The following is a 15,655-nucleotide window of genomic DNA, read 5'->3' on the forward strand; positions in this document are numbered from 1 at the left end:
CTTAGAATAATTCGCTGTCATCACTGAATAAGGTATCAAGTTCTTTATCCACTTTTACGCGGATCTCATGGTCAACTTTTACATTTAAGTTGATTGTAATCGGCTCTTTTGCTGCCACCTCAACACGGTGAGTACAGGCACTCAGCATGCCTACCGCCGTCAGCATTACTAACCACTTAGCCATCATTGCTTCCTTTTTTTGCATACTCTTTCTCAACTTTTTGAGTAATTTCATCACTTAAACGCAGCGCTCTAAGTAAAGTAAATATATTCTCTTCATGATTATAATTAAAGTTCACTGCTTGCTGCTGCGCTTCATTATAACCCTCTAAATTAACACCTAAATGCAACCATCCATCCGGTTTGAGGTTAACACTGCTACGTAGTTTTTTAATATCTAAATTCTCAAGTAAACTCAGCGTGGTGCTCAGCTCTTGTTGCTGCGCTTTTACAGCTTCAAAACCTGCGTTATTGGAAATCAGTAATTTACCATCGCCCTGATTAACTAGCAGCCCTTGCTTTACCTCTATGCCCTGTTTGCTTATAACAACAGGTAAGGTGCCTGCTAAGCGCCCGCTTAAGCTAATGCCAGACTCAGCATCAAGGGTGACCAATTTACTAGCATCAATATTTTCAAACTTAACAGTCGCGGTTTGGTTATCACTGAGTGGGCAGTACTTATTTACCACAAATGCGCCGCCCATAACCTGACCAGTTAAATTAGCTGCGCAAGGCTGATTAGCCGTTACCTGCAACTGACCTTGTATATTTTTGACCACGGCACCAGCGCGCAGTTCATTGAGTGTAAATTTAGTCGCTGCAATATTAAGCTGGCCTGAATTAAACGTGCCGTTCAAATTCACTGCAAAATCATTCGCTAGATAATCATTATAAAGCGCACTAAGTTTATCTATCTGCAAATTGCCCTGTGCTTGTTGAAGATTTACATCCCCTTTTATATTGCCCGAAACGACTCCGTCGGTGACTGTAGCAAGCGGCTCAAACTGAGCAATTATTGGGTTAAGTTTGGATACTGCTTGCTCTGGTATCACCAACTCAAACGGATGCGCAACCTCAGACATATGATGACTGACAAGCGCTTCAAAGCCATCTGCAAATACATGATGCGTTGCCTGCAAGGCGCGGCTTTGAAGAGCCTTTGACACAACAGACAACTTATTTAAGCTAAGCTCTGCTGTTGATAATTTGGCGGCAGTGGTTTTAGCATCAATATCAGCAAATAATTCCCCCACACTGAGGTCTGTACTAAGGGTTAGCTCATTACTTATTTTTACTGCATTCATATCATCATAATTTAATGATTTAACCTTGCTATTGGCTTTAACAACGAGGTGCTGCTGGGCATTATACTCAGCGTCAATCGCGCTGCTAAAATCAGCTAACTGTGCACCTGATATTAGCGCATTTTTAGCACTGATATTGGTATTCAGTTTAGCTGTAGGACTAGTAAATAACTCATCGATATCTAGCTTTCCTTTAGCCCCAATACCCTCAACCAGAGCACCGTCAGCCTGAAAATCTAAAAATGCTGGTAATGACTCCACCGACAGTTGAAAATCAGCGCTAACGCTGCTTTCATGCAAATGCGCATTGAGTTTAAGCTCATCTATATCTTTACTATTAAAATCAATGCTAACTTGGCTATTAAGTGATGCGAGCGGCTCCAGCAAAGAAAGGCTCGTATTACTGACTGTCACCTCACTTTGCCCTTCTGTAGCTTGCAGCTTTACAGTTGGGATTGATAGCAGCTCACCTTCTACACTGACTGGTTTTTCAATGTGTAACTGCCAAGTAAGCGGTAACTGCGCTTCAATAAATGATTGATGCTGTTGATCTGCTATGGTGTTTAAGCAATCTCGGTTTGCGCTAAGCTGATTTTGTAAAGCTGATAAATCCGCGTATAAGTGCTGTTGATTTAATTGATACTTAGCACTCAATTGCCCTTCAGTGGTAAAGCCTAGGTCGCACTGCTTTATTGCATGCTGATAACTTGCATTAATTGAGCTTTCAATTGCAACTGTAATACCATCAAACTTTAATTGTGACTGAGTGATAAAATGGCTGCTTGTTGGCAATGTTACGAACCGCTCTGCCACTTGCTTATCAAACGTGATGTTGGCTTTGACTTCATAATTAGATATTACAACGTCAGCATTGAGATCCCGCGAAATCGTAAAATGATTTAGGCGCTTTTCTTGTATCTCCAGCCTAACAGGGGTGTCGGTAAACGGTGAGACTACATCAAGCTGCTCAATTCGAATTAGCGGCCTTTGCTCGGGTAATACCAAGGCAAGCTTTTTAAATTCAGTTTTTGAAGCGTCAGGTTGTTGATTATTAGTCTGATTGCTAATTATAAGATTGGCTCGAGAAACACTAACCTGTTGCTTGTTAGCAAGGATGTCAGCTAACTCTATTTGCTGCCCTTGATAAGTTAAGCATAATTTCTCAATATTCAAATCAAGCTGGCGAGTTAATGACCAATCAATGCAGTGAAGCTCGGCGCCATTTTTACTGAGCATAGGCGTTAAATACCACGATGTCAGTGGTAATCTGAAAAGATACGCCAACAACACCATGCTTAGCACGATACCTAGCAACCCAACACACGCACGCTTAAAACTCAAAAAACTCTCCTTGCTTCTCGCTTCTCGCTTCTCGCTTCTCGCTTCTCGCTTCTCGCTTCTCGCTTCTCGCTTCTCAGATCATTATAAACAAAAAGGCCACACATGATAGTGCAGCCTTTTTAGTTTAAACGGTTTGTATGAACCTAGCTTGTATAGCTAGGTACACAATTAAGTTCTAGCCAACGTTTTTACGAGCGTTGCGGAACATACGCATCCATGGGCTATCCTCAGTCCACTCATCTGGGTGCCATGAGTTAGCAACAGTACGGAATACACGCTCTGGGTGCGGCATCATAACCGTTGCACGGCCATCAGTTGAGGTAATACCTGTGATACCTTCTGGCGAGCCATTCGGGTTAGCTGGGTATTGCGTTGTTGGGTTACCGTAGTTATCAACAAACTTCACTGCCACAGTACCTGATTCAAGCGCTGCTTTAACTGCATCACCGTTTGCGAACTCAGCATGACCTTCACCGTGAGAAACAGCGATAGGCATACGTGAACCTGCCATACCGTTAAAGAATACCGATGGGTTTTCTTGTACTTCTACAAGGCTAAAGCGAGCTTCAAAACGCTCTGACTTATTCGTTACGAAACGAGGCCAGTGCTCAGTGCCCGGGATCAATTCTTTCAATGTTGAAAGCATTTGACAGCCATTACACACACCTAAGCTGAATGTATCTTCGCGGTGGAAGAAGCTTTGGAACTGCTCACGCGCCATCTCATTAAATAAGATTGACTTAGCCCAGCCTTCACCTGCACCTAATACGTCACCGTAAGAGAAACCGCCACATGCCACTAAGCCTTTAAATTGCTCAAGTGTTAAACGACCTTCAAGAATGTCGCTCATGTGCACGTCAACCGCAGCAAAGCCTGCACGGTTAAATGCCGCAGCCATTTCTAAGTGAGAGTTAACGCCTTGCTCACGTAGAATCGCCATTTTCGGCTTCGCACCTGTTGCAATGTAAGGCGCTGCAACATCTTCGTTTAAGTCAAAGTTTAGTTTTACATTAAGACCAGGGTCTTTTGCGTCAAACTTAGCGTCAAACTCTTGCTTAGCACACTCAGGGTTATCGCGACGTGCTTGCATTTGGTAAGTTGTTTCTGCCCACATAGTACGAAGCTCAGTACGCGTGTGGTTAAGAACCACATCATCACCACGAGTGAATACCACACGATCATCAGCGTTTAGTGCGCCAATTTCATGGCTGATAGCTGCTAAGCCATGGTCTGCAAGAACGGCTTTAACTGCGTCTAAGTCAGCGTTTGCCACTTGGATAACCGCACCTAGCTCTTCATTGTAAAGCGCTTCGATGTCTGAACCTGTTAAGCCAGCAAGGTCAACAGTAACACCCGTGTGACCAGCAAATGCCATTTCAGCAACCGTAGTGAATAAACCACCGTCTGAACGGTCATGGTAAGCAAGTAGCTTGTTATCAGCAACAAGCGCTTGCATTGCTTCGTAGAAGCCTTTTAATAATACAGGGTTATCAACGTCAGGCGTTACATCCCCTAGTTGCTTATAAACCTGTGCAAGGCTTGATGCGCCCATACGGTTTTGACCCGCACCTAAATCAACTAATAATAGTGATGACTCACCTTTATCAGTACGTAGCTGTGGCGTTACGGTTTTACGCACATCTTCAACACGACCAAAGGCAGTAATGATCAATGATAATGGTGCAGTAACCGATTTTTGCTCGCCGTTTTCATCCCATTGAGTTTTCATCGACATTGAGTCTTTACCCACAGGAATAGTTAAACCGAGCGCCGGACAAAGCTCTTCACCTACCGCTTTTACAGCTTCGTAAAGACCCGCATCTTCGCCTGGGTGGCCTGCTGCAGCCATCCAGTTTGCAGATAGCTTGATATTTTCAAGGCCACCAATGTTCGCACACGCGATGTTCGTTAGTGACTCAGCCACAGCTAAACGAGCAGAAGCACCGTAGTTTAAAAGTGCAGCTGGTGTACGTTCACCTAATGACATTGCTTCACCGTGGTAAGTATCAAACGCAGCGGCTGTTACCGCACAGTTTGCTACTGGCACCTGCCAAGGACCTACCATTTGGTCACGCGCAACTAAACCCGTTACCGTACGGTCACCAATGGTGATTAAGAATGTTTTCTCAGCAATCGTTGGTAAGCGTAATAAACGCTGTGCAGCGTCTGCAGCATCAATGTTAGCAACGTCTAATGGTTGAGATTGCGCTTTTTTCGATTCAACTTCACGATGCATTTTTGGTGCTTTACCAAGTAAAACATCAAGCGGAAGATCAACTGGGTTGTTACCGAAGTGGCTATCTTCAACCGTTAAGTGACGCTCTTCTGTTGCTTCACCAATAACAGCGTATTCTGCACGCTCACGTTTACAGATTGCTTCGAAGCGCGCGAAGTCTTCTGCTGCAACAGCTAATACGTAACGCTCTTGAGATTCGTTACACCAAATTTCGTGTGGTGCCATACCCGGCTCATCGTTTGGAATGTCACGAAGTTGGAATTTACCACCACGACCACCGTCGTCTACAAGCTCAGGGAATGCGTTAGAAAGACCACCTGCACCCACATCGTGGATGAAAGCGATTGGGTTTGCATCACCTAGCTGCCAACATTTATCGATAACTTCCTGACAACGACGTTCCATTTCTGGGTTTTCACGCTGCACAGATGCAAAGTCTAAGTCTTCGTTTGATTGACCTGATGTCATACTAGAGGCAGCACCACCACCAAGACCGATGTTCATTGCCGGACCACCTAGTGCAATTAGCTTAGCACCTACAGGGATTTCACCTTTTTGAACATGTTCAGAACGAATGTTACCTAAACCACCTGCAAGCATGATTGGCTTGTGGTAACCACGTACTTCTTCACCGTTATGGCTTGATACTTTCTCTTCGTATGTACGGAAGTAACCAAGTAAGTTAGGGCGACCAAATTCGTTATTGAATGCCGCGCCACCTAATGGACCTTCAGTCATGATATCAAGTGCATTAACGATACGACCAGGCTTACCGAAGTCTGTTTCCCATGGCTGCTCGTAACCAGGAATACGTAGGTTAGATACAGTAAAGCCAACTAAACCAGCTTTAGGTTTAGAGCCGCGGCCTGTTGCACCTTCATCACGGATCTCACCACCAGAACCTGTTGATGCACCTGAGAATGGCGCAATCGCTGTTGGGTGGTTGTGAGTTTCAACTTTCATCAAGATTTCGATGTTTTCTTGATGGTACGCGTACTCACCTTCAACATTAGGGAAGAAACGACCTGCTAACGAACCCTTCATTACCGCTGCGTTATCTTTATATGCAGATAGTACGTTTTCAGGGTTTTGCTCGTAAGTGTTTTTGATCATTTTGAACAATGATTTTGGCTGTTCGATGCCATCAATTGTCCAATCGGCGTTAAAGATTTTGTGACGACAATGCTCAGAGTTTGCTTGCGCAAACATGAATAATTCGATGTCGTTCGGGTTACGCCCTAACTTTTGGAAGTTTTCTACCAAGTAATCAATTTCGTCATCTGCAAGCGCAAAACCTTGCTCAACGTTTGCTTTAGCAAGCGCTTCACGGCCACCACCTAAAATGTCAACTGATGACATTGGACGCGGCTCATCGTGACGGAATAATTTAGCTGCATCAGCCATATCCGCGTGCGTTGCTTCAGTCATTCGGTCATGTAATAACGCTGCAACTTCAGCTGTTTGCTCAGCTGATAAATTACCTTCTACGTAGTATGCAATACCACGCTCAACACGGTGAACTTGGCTTAAGCCACAGTTATGTGCGATGTCAGTTGCTTTTGATGCCCAAGGCGAGATAGTACCTGGACGCGGCGTTACAAGAATTAACGTGCCCGCAGGGGTATGCTCAGCAATTGTTGGACCATAAGTAAGCAGTTTTTCCAGCTTGGTTTGCTCATCAGCTGAAAGCTCGGCTGTAAGATCAGCAAAATGCATGAACTCAGCATAAACGTCAGTGACTGGAAGTTGTGCCTGTTGGCAACGCGCTAAAATTTTCTGAACTCTAAAATCGGAAAGTGCTGGTGCACCACGAAGGATCAACATAGGTATTTTCATCCGGGGTTAGGGATTGAACGATATTTTAGGCGCATATTATAGTGCAAATAACGTCTAGATTTAACTCAAAATTACGCTTTTATTTAAATAATCTTCATAACCGCTTTTATGGTTGCAACAATTAACTATCTTAGTCGTCTTTATTTCTCTGCAGGTACTTGTTCTGTATGACTTATCTACCAGCTGCCTTGTTATAGTTATTAATTTTTAAATAGATAACTAAAACTATTCGCCAAGTGACGTGGCTTAGAAGTTTTGTTATAACACTAAGGTAATGGTTTAAGGGGCATTTATAATCTATGCAAAAGTTACTCGCTATTTTTAGTTTAGTGCTCATGTTATGTGCGTGCGATATGCAACAGCAACCGTCGCAACTTGCTCATATCAAGGCGCAGAACAAAATTAGAGTAGGCACATTAGCTGGCGCGAGTAACTACTATCAGGCTCCACAAGGTGTGCAAGGCTTTGAATATGAGCTTGCCCAAGAGTTTGCTGACTATGTTGGTGTAGAGCTCGAGATGGTGCCTTTTTTTAATCTATCCGATATGTTCGCACGCTTAGAAAGTGGCGATTTAGATATTATAGCTTCAGGTCTTACCTATAATACGATTCGGGCAGAGCATTATCGATTTGGCCCAACCTACCGAACAATTAGCCAAAAATTAGTTTATAAACAAGGCCGTACTCGCCCTCGAGAGTTTGAGGATTTAACCGGTAATCTCACTGTTTTAGCCAAAAGCAGCCACTCGTTGGCACTACAGCAATTAAAACAATTGCATCCTGAACTTAGCTGGAACGAAACAGAAGACATGGATGAAGAAGAGCTTCTGCAAGCAGTTATCGACGGTGAAATTGATTACACCCTAGCAGATTCACACACCTTATCGCTGTTTCGCCGCTATCACCCAAATTTGAGTATCGGCTTTTCGGTTACCCGTAACGACCCTATCGCTTGGTTACTAAGAAAAGATGGTGACGACTCTTTATATGCCTTGATGGTGCCATTTTTTGGCGACGTGAAAAAAAGCAACCAGCTTTATGTGTTAGAAGAAAAATACTTCGGCCATGTTCGTCAGTTTAACTATGTGAACACGCTTGCTTATATCGAAGCAATAAAAGACACCTTACCTAAATACCAACCTTGGTTTGAGCAATACGCAGGTAACATAGACTGGCGATTACTGGCAGCTTTGAGTTATCAAGAATCAATGTGGAACCCCAGGGCTAAGTCACCAACCGGTGTACGTGGCATAATGATGCTAACCCAAGCAACAGCAAAACAGGTCGGCGTAACAAATCGACTAGAGCCTGAGCAAAATATTAAAGGCGGTGCGCATTATCTTGCCAAAGTGATTTCTTGGATCCCTGAACGCATTCCGCAGCCCGACAGAACCTGGTTTGCCTTAGCCTCTTACAATGTTGGCTGGGGACACGTCAACGACGCACGCATTATTACCGAGCAAGAAGGTGCAAGCCCAGATAAATGGGCTGATGTTAAAAAGCGCTTACCGCTTTTAATTAAAAAGCGCTACTATCGAAAAACCAAATATGGTTATGCCCGTGGCGATGTTGCAGTAAAGTACGTTGATAATATCCGTCGCTATTACGACGCACTGGTTTGGCTTGATGAAAATGATGCGATTGCTAACCCAAGCGAAAAAGAACAAAGCACTGAAGAAGCTCAACCTGAAGCGCAAGCAAGCGAGCCAAAGCCAAATGACAACACGCAACAAACCAACTCAGAGCAGCAAGAATTAGAAAACAACTAACTTCAAGCACCGAAATCTGTTTACTTGTCATCAAATGATCATTATCTTCCTGTAGAGATCAATATAATGCTTTACTCTCACTTAAGGAGCACTCATGTTAAAAAGAAGACGCACGACACATAAGTTCAAGCGTAATGTTATTTACTCAACGGCGACCCGCCGTCGTATCATGCTACGTAATACACACAAAAAAGTTATTTGGCGTCGCCGCTTATTTGCGATGCAGTTAATGGAAGCACAAGTTCCTGCAACGCCGGTTGTATAACTAGGCGTTGCGAGCAGCCTGCTTTGCCGCCTTTTTCTCTTCTCTACGACGCTTAAAAAACGCAGATATCACCGCCCCACACTGCTCACTCATAACATCGCCGGTTACTTCAACTTGATGATTAAGCCTAGGCTCTTGCAGCAGATTCATAATTGATCCTGCCGATCCCGTTTTGGCATCTTTAGCACCAAATACCAATCGCTTAATGCGGCTATGTACCAACAGGCCTGCGCACATAGAACAAGGTTCTAACGTTACATACAGGGTGCAATCGATTAATCGGTAGTTATTAAGTACTTTACCTGCTTCGCGGATTGCCATCATTTCAGCATGAGCGGATGGGTCGTTATCGATAATTGAGCGGTTATAACCATAGGAGATCAGTTGATTGTCTTTTACCAGCACAGCACCAACCGGAATTTCATTAATCGCAGCCGCTTCATTAGCGTAGTTTAATGCTTTTTCCATCCAATATTGGTCGCTAAATTGTTCGCTCATATATCACACAAATCTTGTAAAACTGTGAGTAATTATACCTAGTTAGTGAAAAATGTCGGCAATAAATACTGCTACACTTAAAAATTAACGCAAAATTTAGTGGCTTTTTCATGGCTCAATGGACCCATATTGCGCTATAATCTCGCGCTTTTTTTATTTAGCTTACAACACGGGTAGCAAATGAAATTTCCTGGACGCCGCAGGCATAAACATTATTTTCCGGTGGAAGCCAAAGATCCACTGACGAATCAACTTAACTCAACCGACCGACTACAACGTAGTTATATTACGGGTATCGACCAAATTGTGGTAGATATTGAAGCGAAAGTTGATCAAGCTTTCCTAGATGAATTTCAATTGCGCCGTGGCATGTCGCAAGTGATCGATAACGATATTACCAACGCGCTATACGACAGACTAAAACTCGACAATATGATCGATTATGAGTTTGCCGGTGGTACGGTAGGTAACACCATGCACAACTACTCTACCCTAGCTGACGACCGATCAGTACTGTTAGGGGTAATGAGTGAAAATATCAAAATCGGCAGCTATGCATACCGTTTTTTATGTAACACCTCTAGCCGCGTTGACCTTGACTACCTTCAGCCTGTAGATGGCCCAATTGGTCGTTGTTTTACCTTAATTGACGAGACCGGTGAGCGTACCTTCGCAATCAGCGCGGGGCTAATGAATCATCTTCGCCCTGAATCAATCGATCAGGCACTTATTGAGAATTCATCAGCACTGGTTATCAGCGCATACCTAATGCGTACTCAAGGTGATGAAACCATGACAGAAGCCACCATGCAGGCAGTAAAATATGCCAATGATGCAGGTGTCCCTGTGGTTTTAACCCTTGGCACTAAGTTCCTAATTGAACAAGACCCTGCTTGGTGGGCTGACTTTGTAAAAGAGCATGTTGATATTCTTGCTATGAATGAAGAAGAAGGTCTTGCGATTACTGGCTTTGAAGATCCGCTTCTAGCTGCCGACAAAGCGCTAGATTGGACTGATTTAGTTATTTGTACGGCTGGCGAAAAAGGCTTATTTATGGCCGGTTACGTAGACGACTCATTCAAGCGTGAAACAGAATACCCGCTATTACCAGGCGCGATTGCTGACTTTAACCGTTATGAATTTTCGCGCGCAATGCGTAAAGACGACTGCCAAAACCCTATTCGTGCGTACAGCCATACAGCACCGTTTATGGGCGGCCCAGATAGTATTAAAAATACCAATGGTGCGGGCGACTGTGCGCTAGCTGCGGTACTGCATGACTTATCAGCAAACGTTTACCACAAACTTAATGTGGCAAACTCAGCGAAGCATCAGCAACCTGCTATGACCTACTCATCACTTGCACAAATTAGTAAATACGCTAACCGTGCAAGTTATGAAGTACTTGTTCAGCACTCGCCACGTTTATCTCGTGGCTTACCTGAACGTGAAGATTGTTTAGAGCAAGTTTACTGGGATCAGTAACAGCAACTAAAAAATCGAAATATCCAGTTTCTGGGATAAACGCTCAAGAGCCGCTATCCCAGCTACTGAGTTACCATACGAGTTAAGCCTTGGCGCCCACACAGCCACAGTAAATTGATTCGGTAACACAGCTAATATAGTACCAGATACCCCTGACTTACCCGGCATACCAACACGGTAGCCAAAATCCCCTGCAGCATCGTATAAACCACTGGTAAACAGTAACGAGTTTAACTGCTTATTTTGCCTTGCACTGAGTACTTCTTGGCCATTGGCATCTTTACCTTGGTTTGCTAAGTAATTGTAAGCTTTTGCTAATTCTACGCAGTTTAACTCTATGGCACAGAAGTTAAAGTAAGCCCATAACACATCATCAACTTCATTATTAAAGTTGCCGAATGACTTCATTAGATGCCCCATCGCGGCGTTGCGATGACGAAACTCATATTCAGAGTTTGCCACTTTCTTATCAATAACAACCTGAGCATTTCCTGATAACTGGCGAAACGACTCAAGCATAGAGTGCATCGGCGCAGATAAACGGCTATATAACGCGTCACAGGTGACAATCGCACCGGCATTAATAAATGGGTTGCGTGGTATGCCCTGTTCAAACTCAAGCTGTGTAAGTGAGTTAAAAGCGGTGCCTGATGGCTCTTTACCAACTCGTTGCCACAGCTCATCACCATAACGCTGAAGTGCTAAAGTTAAGGTCATTACTTTCGAAACAGATTGAATTGTAAAACGTGCACTACAATCACCCGCGCAATAGGTTTGCCCATCTACTGTATGAATAGCAATGGCAAACTGGTTTGGCTCAACCTCTGCAAGCGCAGGAATATAATCAGCAACCTTACCTTGGCTCAGTAATGGTTGAACTTCTTTTGTGATTTCATCTAATACATGTTGATAATCAATCTGTGACATACCGCGTCCTTTAAAACAAAAAGCCCCGCATTTGCGAGGCTTTGTAGTCTACTAAAGATGGTTTGCTATAGCGATTGCTATTAGCTCATCGCTGATTGCAGTTTTTTCATTGCTGTTTTTTCTAGCTGGCGAACACGCTCTGCTGAAACGTTATATTTCTCAGCAAGCTCTTGTAATGTCGCTTTATCGTCAGCTAACCAACGTGCACTTACGATGTCTTGAGAACGTTCATCAAGGGTTTTTAAGGCGCTGAATAAACGTGCATGAGACTGTTCTTGCCATTGCTGCTCTTCGATATCATCAGCAAGGTCAGCACTGCCATCTGTTAAATACTGTACTGGCGAGTATGTGCTTGTCGGTGCGTCGTCATTGTCGTCGCCCGTTAAGTCAAAGCCCATATCTTGGCCACTCATACGTGATTCCATCTCACGTACTTCTCTTTCACTTACACCTAGCTCATTAGCAACTGTGCTAACCTCAGCTTGGTTAAACCAACCTAAACGTTTTTTGTTTTTACGTAGGTTGAAGAATAATTTACGTTGCGCTTTTGTAGTTGCAACTTTCACGATACGCCAGTTTTTCAGTACGTATTCATGAATTTCAGCTTTGATCCAGTGTACTGCGAATGAAACTAAGCGAACACCTACACTTGGGTCGAAACGTTTTACCGCTTTCATCAGACCGATATTACCTTCCTGAATTAAATCAGCTTGCGGTAAGCCATAACCTGAATAGCTTTTCGCAATATGAGCAACAAAGCGTAGATGCGACATAATGAGTTGCTTCGCAGCTTCAAGATCACCTTCTTCCTGAAGACGTGTCGCCAACTGCTTTTCTTTCTCTGCATCAAGCATAGGAATAGTGCTAACCGCTTGAAGGTAGCCGTCCATACTTGCGCTCTGTTGACCTGCAGTAAGTGCCATTGCGTATAAATCTTTACTCATTTTTCACCTCAGTGATAAACATTTGAAACCATCTTAGCACTCTTTAAGCGAGAGTGCTAACTTCAATTAAAAACTTTTTTAAAGTTCAAATCAAGTGGTTTTTGCATCTATTTTTAGTCTACGCTAACACGCTGAATAAGCGATGAATTCTAGCTTGAAGTGATATTTTGACAAATTAACAGCGACTACTATTTATCGCTAAAAGAGCAGTGTAACAACGAATTGTTACACTTTATCGGGTTCAATTTCTTTTATGTAGCGGTTAACTGATAGGTAAGAACCAACAAATCCTAAGCCTGTTGCAAGAGCGACTAAAATGCCAAACTCTGAGAGTGTTAAACCAATTAAGTCAAAGCTGGTTTCATAAACACCCGCAACATCACTTACAGCAGCACCAAGCCACCACATCATTAATGCAACACAAATAAAAGAGAACAAACCGCCAATAATACCGTACCAAATCCCTGTCCATAAAAATGGTGCATGAATAAAGGTGTTTGTCGCCCCTACTAACTTCATCACTTGAATTTCATCTTTCTTATCCATGATTGATAAGCGGATAGTATTACCAATGATCAGGGTGACGGAGGTTAATAATAGTAGAGCAATGGTAATCACGCTTTCTTTTAATAAACTTAAAAGTGCATTTAATCGCTCAAGCCAAGCAATATCGAGTTTACCAAAATCAACTTCTCTTTCGCCTTCAAGTTTTTGCAGTAATTGTTTTGCAGTATTTGGCTGACGGTAGCGTGCTGTCGGCGTAACAATCACAACATCAGGTAACGGGTTCGCATCTAAATATTCAAGTGCTTGGCCAAATCCTGATACTTGTTTAAATTCAGTGAGGGCATCGCCTTTTGATATAAACTCCACTTTATCTACTTCAGGGTAGAGAGCTAAACGCTTAACCAAGGTTTGCGTTTGCTGTTCGCTCATAGTTTCTTTTACGAACAACGAGATCTCTGCGGCATCTTCAAAGCCACTGCTCACTTGCGAGACATTTTTAACCACTAAATAAAGCGTCGCTGGCAGTGTTAAGCTTAACCCCAATACCGCAATGGTCATCAATGAGGCTAAAGGCGTTCGCCACATTTCACCGAGGCTGTGCACACCTTGGCGAATAAGATTAATAAAGAAGAAATAAGGCGCTGCTAAAAATGACTTCTTCTGACGTTCGTTTTGGCTGTTGCGGCTTTTAAACAATAAACTCATAGTGCCCCCTCAGCTAACGGATCGTCAATCATACGGCCATCTTTAAGTGTTAGACTGCGATAACGCATACGCGCAATTAAGCCAATATCATGGGTTGCAATCAGCACGGTTGTACCATGATTATTAAAGTCTTCGAATAAACGTAAAATGTCCATCGAAAGTTCAGGGTCTAAGTTACCAGTTGGCTCATCGGCTAATAGGATTGGCGGTGAATTAACGATAGCGCGAGCAATACCAACACGCTGCTGCTCACCACCTGATAAGGTTGCTGGATTACACTTAGCTTTATCAAGTAACCCGACTTTATCAAGCGCACCGTGAACACGTTTAGCTATTTGCTTATGGTGCGTACCTTCAATGATTAAAGGTAAGGCAACATTATCAAACACTGAGTAACGTTCTAGTAAGCGGTGATTCTGAAAGATGATACCAATATCGCGGCGCACATAAGGGATCTGGCGCGATTTAACAGCATTTAAATCAACACCATTAATAAGCACCTGCCCGGCTGATGGACGCTCCATCAAGCTGATAAGCTTCAATAATGTACTTTTACCTGCCCCACTGTGCCCGGTTAAAAAGGCCAGTTCACCAGGCTTAATATGAAAGCTGACTTTTTCAAGGGCACGATGGCCACCTGGATATGTTTTACTGACTTGCTGAAAATTTATCATTTTAGTTATCAATCATCTTGCAGCGAAAAAGGGAGCAAGCTCCCTTTAGTTAATTATGCGTCATCCTCGTCTTGGCTAAATAGTGCATCAATAAAGTCACCACTATTAAAGGTACGTAAATCATCAATACCTTCACCAACACCAATGTAACGAATTGGGATATTAAATTTATCTGCAACGGCGAAAATCACACCACCTTTAGCGGTACCATCTAGTTTAGATAAAGTAATGCCCGTTAAACCAACACATTCATTAAATAATTTAACTTGGCTAATTGCATTTTGACCTGTACCTGCATCAATAGTTAGCATAACTTCATGCGGCGCATCTGGGTCAATTTTCTTCATTACACGGGCAATTTTTTCAAGCTCTTGCATTAGGTTATCTTTATTTTGCAAGCGACCTGCTGTATCAGCGATTAACACATCAGCATTACGAGCCTTTGCAGCCTGAAATGCATCAAATACCACTGACGCACTGTCTGCACCTGTATGCTGAGCAATCACTGGGATGCTATTACGCTCACCCCATACTTGCAGCTGCTCAACCGCTGCAGCGCGGAACGTATCTCCGGCAGCAAGCATCACTGACTTACCTTCGCTTTGGAACTGCTTAGCTAATTTACCAATCGTGGTGGTTTTACCTACACCATTTACACCCACCATTAAGATAACAAATGGCTTTTTGTCACCACTTACAACCAGCGGCTGCTCGGCGGTTTTAAGCATACTAGCCATTTCTTGCTTCATTAACTCATATAAAGCATCGCCATCTTTTAATTGCTTACGATCAGCGGCATCGGTTAGGTTATCAATCAACTTCATTGTTGTATCAACACCTAAATCGGCTGTTAGTAATTGTGTTTCTAGTTCTTCAAATAACTCATCGTCAATTTTCTTACCACTAAAAATAGACGCAAAGCCTGAACCAATATTAACGCGAGTTTTTAATAGACCTTTTTTAAGGCGTGCGAAGAAACCTTCTTTCTTTGGTTTTTCAGCAGCGGCTTGAGCAGCTTTCTCTTGCTCTAAACGCTCAGCTTCTGCTTGTTCTTCAGCAATGCGTTCTTGCTCTAAGCGCTCCGCTTCTGCCTTCTCTGCAGCAATGCGTTCTTGTTCTAAACGCTCCGCTTCTGCCTTTTCTGCAGCAATGCGTTCTTGCTCT

At 43.2% G+C, this 15,655-nt stretch carries 12 protein-coding genes; 3 read left to right on the forward strand and 9 right to left on the reverse strand.

From position 1 onward, the window contains the following. Window position 1 precedes the first annotated feature (1 nt). The 3 genes from AN213_RS08460 to purL all read right to left on the reverse strand — a co-directional run bounded on the left by AN213_RS08460 (window position 2) and on the right by purL (window position 6,705). Complete coding sequence (locus tag AN213_RS08460; RefSeq protein ID WP_054551055.1) at window positions 2–184, reverse strand: YnbE family lipoprotein; 183 nt, start codon at window positions 182–184, stop codon at window positions 2–4. Then, entirely contained in the window at window positions 177–2,645 is a 2,469-nt protein-coding gene (locus AN213_RS08465) for a YdbH domain-containing protein (protein WP_055198309.1), read from the reverse strand. The genes AN213_RS08460 and AN213_RS08465 overlap by 8 nt, the downstream gene beginning before the upstream one ends. Window positions 2,646–2,820: 175 nt before the next feature. Beyond that, entirely contained in the window at window positions 2,821–6,705 is a 3,885-nt protein-coding gene (purL, locus tag AN213_RS08470) for a phosphoribosylformylglycinamidine synthase (RefSeq protein WP_055022378.1), read from the reverse strand. 311 nt (window positions 6,706–7,016) lie between these two features. Here purL and mltF point away from each other — a divergent pair, with 311 nt between their 5' ends. Beyond that, window positions 7,017–8,486 (forward strand): membrane-bound lytic murein transglycosylase MltF, encoded by a 1,470-nt coding sequence (gene mltF, locus AN213_RS08475; protein ID WP_055198311.1) that lies wholly within the window; start codon window positions 7,017–7,019, stop codon window positions 8,484–8,486. A gap of 94 nt (window positions 8,487–8,580) precedes the next feature. Continuing rightward, window positions 8,581–8,751, forward strand: a complete 171-nt coding sequence (locus AN213_RS20255; protein WP_165385080.1) for a hypothetical protein — start codon at window positions 8,581–8,583, stop codon at window positions 8,749–8,751. Here the strand turns inward: AN213_RS20255 and tadA are convergent, their stop codons facing one another. Next, a complete protein-coding gene (tadA, locus tag AN213_RS08480) occupies window positions 8,752–9,249 on the reverse strand; it encodes a tRNA adenosine(34) deaminase TadA (protein WP_054560975.1) in 498 nt (165 codons plus the stop codon). A 180-nt stretch (window positions 9,250–9,429) separates the two neighbouring features. Here tadA and AN213_RS08485 point away from each other — a divergent pair, with 180 nt between their 5' ends. After that, window positions 9,430–10,734: an inosine/guanosine kinase gene (locus AN213_RS08485; protein WP_054560976.1), complete on the forward strand. Its 1,305-nt coding sequence runs from the start codon at window positions 9,430–9,432 to the stop codon at window positions 10,732–10,734. A gap of 6 nt (window positions 10,735–10,740) precedes the next feature. On the opposite strand, the gene glsB is transcribed toward AN213_RS08485, so the two are convergent. The 5 genes from glsB to ftsY form a co-directional block, all read right to left on the reverse strand. Further along, window positions 10,741–11,661: a glutaminase B gene (gene glsB, locus AN213_RS08490; protein ID WP_054560977.1), complete on the reverse strand. Its 921-nt coding sequence runs from the start codon at window positions 11,659–11,661 to the stop codon at window positions 10,741–10,743. Between the two features lie 80 nt (window positions 11,662–11,741). Beyond that, the gene (gene rpoH, locus AN213_RS08495) at window positions 11,742–12,605 is read right to left on the reverse strand and encodes an RNA polymerase sigma factor RpoH (protein ID WP_055198313.1); all 864 of its coding nucleotides are present in this window, start codon (window positions 12,603–12,605) and stop codon (window positions 11,742–11,744) included. Between the two features lie 225 nt (window positions 12,606–12,830). Beyond that, complete coding sequence (gene ftsX, locus AN213_RS08500) at window positions 12,831–13,817, reverse strand: permease-like cell division protein FtsX (RefSeq protein ID WP_055198315.1); 987 nt, start codon at window positions 13,815–13,817, stop codon at window positions 12,831–12,833. Then, window positions 13,814–14,491 (reverse strand): cell division ATP-binding protein FtsE, encoded by a 678-nt coding sequence (gene ftsE, locus AN213_RS08505; RefSeq protein WP_054560978.1) that lies wholly within the window; start codon window positions 14,489–14,491, stop codon window positions 13,814–13,816. Before ftsE ends, ftsX begins: the two co-directional genes overlap by 4 nt. A 53-nt stretch (window positions 14,492–14,544) precedes the next feature. Then, window positions 14,545–15,655: signal recognition particle-docking protein FtsY (ftsY, locus tag AN213_RS08510; protein WP_055198317.1), on the reverse strand; the 1,111-nt coding region annotated here is incomplete at its 5' end.

It is taken from the genome of Pseudoalteromonas sp. P1-8 (assembly GCF_001399985.1).
In the GTDB taxonomy this organism is placed as follows: Bacteria; Pseudomonadota; Gammaproteobacteria; order Enterobacterales; family Alteromonadaceae; genus Pseudoalteromonas.

What these genes read in the sequence shown, in the direction of transcription:
- AN213_RS08460 (WP_054551055.1), bottom strand. Translation starts at nt 184, where the DNA reads ATGGCTAAGTGGTTAGTAATGCTGACGGCGGTAGGCATGCTGAGTGCC.
- purL (WP_055022378.1), bottom strand. Translation starts at nt 6,705, where the DNA reads ATGTTGATCCTTCGTGGTGCACCAGCACTTTCCGATTTTAGAGTTCAG.
- mltF (WP_055198311.1), top strand. Translation starts at nt 7,017, where the DNA reads ATGCAAAAGTTACTCGCTATTTTTAGTTTAGTGCTCATGTTATGTGCG.
- AN213_RS20255 (WP_165385080.1), top strand. Translation starts at nt 8,581, where the DNA reads ATGTTAAAAAGAAGACGCACGACACATAAGTTCAAGCGTAATGTTATT.
- tadA (WP_054560975.1), bottom strand. Translation starts at nt 9,249, where the DNA reads ATGAGCGAACAATTTAGCGACCAATATTGGATGGAAAAAGCATTAAAC.
- AN213_RS08485 (WP_054560976.1), top strand. Translation starts at nt 9,430, where the DNA reads ATGAAATTTCCTGGACGCCGCAGGCATAAACATTATTTTCCGGTGGAA.
- glsB (WP_054560977.1), bottom strand. Translation starts at nt 11,661, where the DNA reads ATGTCACAGATTGATTATCAACATGTATTAGATGAAATCACAAAAGAA.
- rpoH (WP_055198313.1), bottom strand. Translation starts at nt 12,605, where the DNA reads ATGAGTAAAGATTTATACGCAATGGCACTTACTGCAGGTCAACAGAGC.
- ftsX (WP_055198315.1), bottom strand. Translation starts at nt 13,817, where the DNA reads ATGAGTTTATTGTTTAAAAGCCGCAACAGCCAAAACGAACGTCAGAAG.
- ftsE (WP_054560978.1), bottom strand. Translation starts at nt 14,491, where the DNA reads ATGATAAATTTTCAGCAAGTCAGTAAAACATATCCAGGTGGCCATCGT.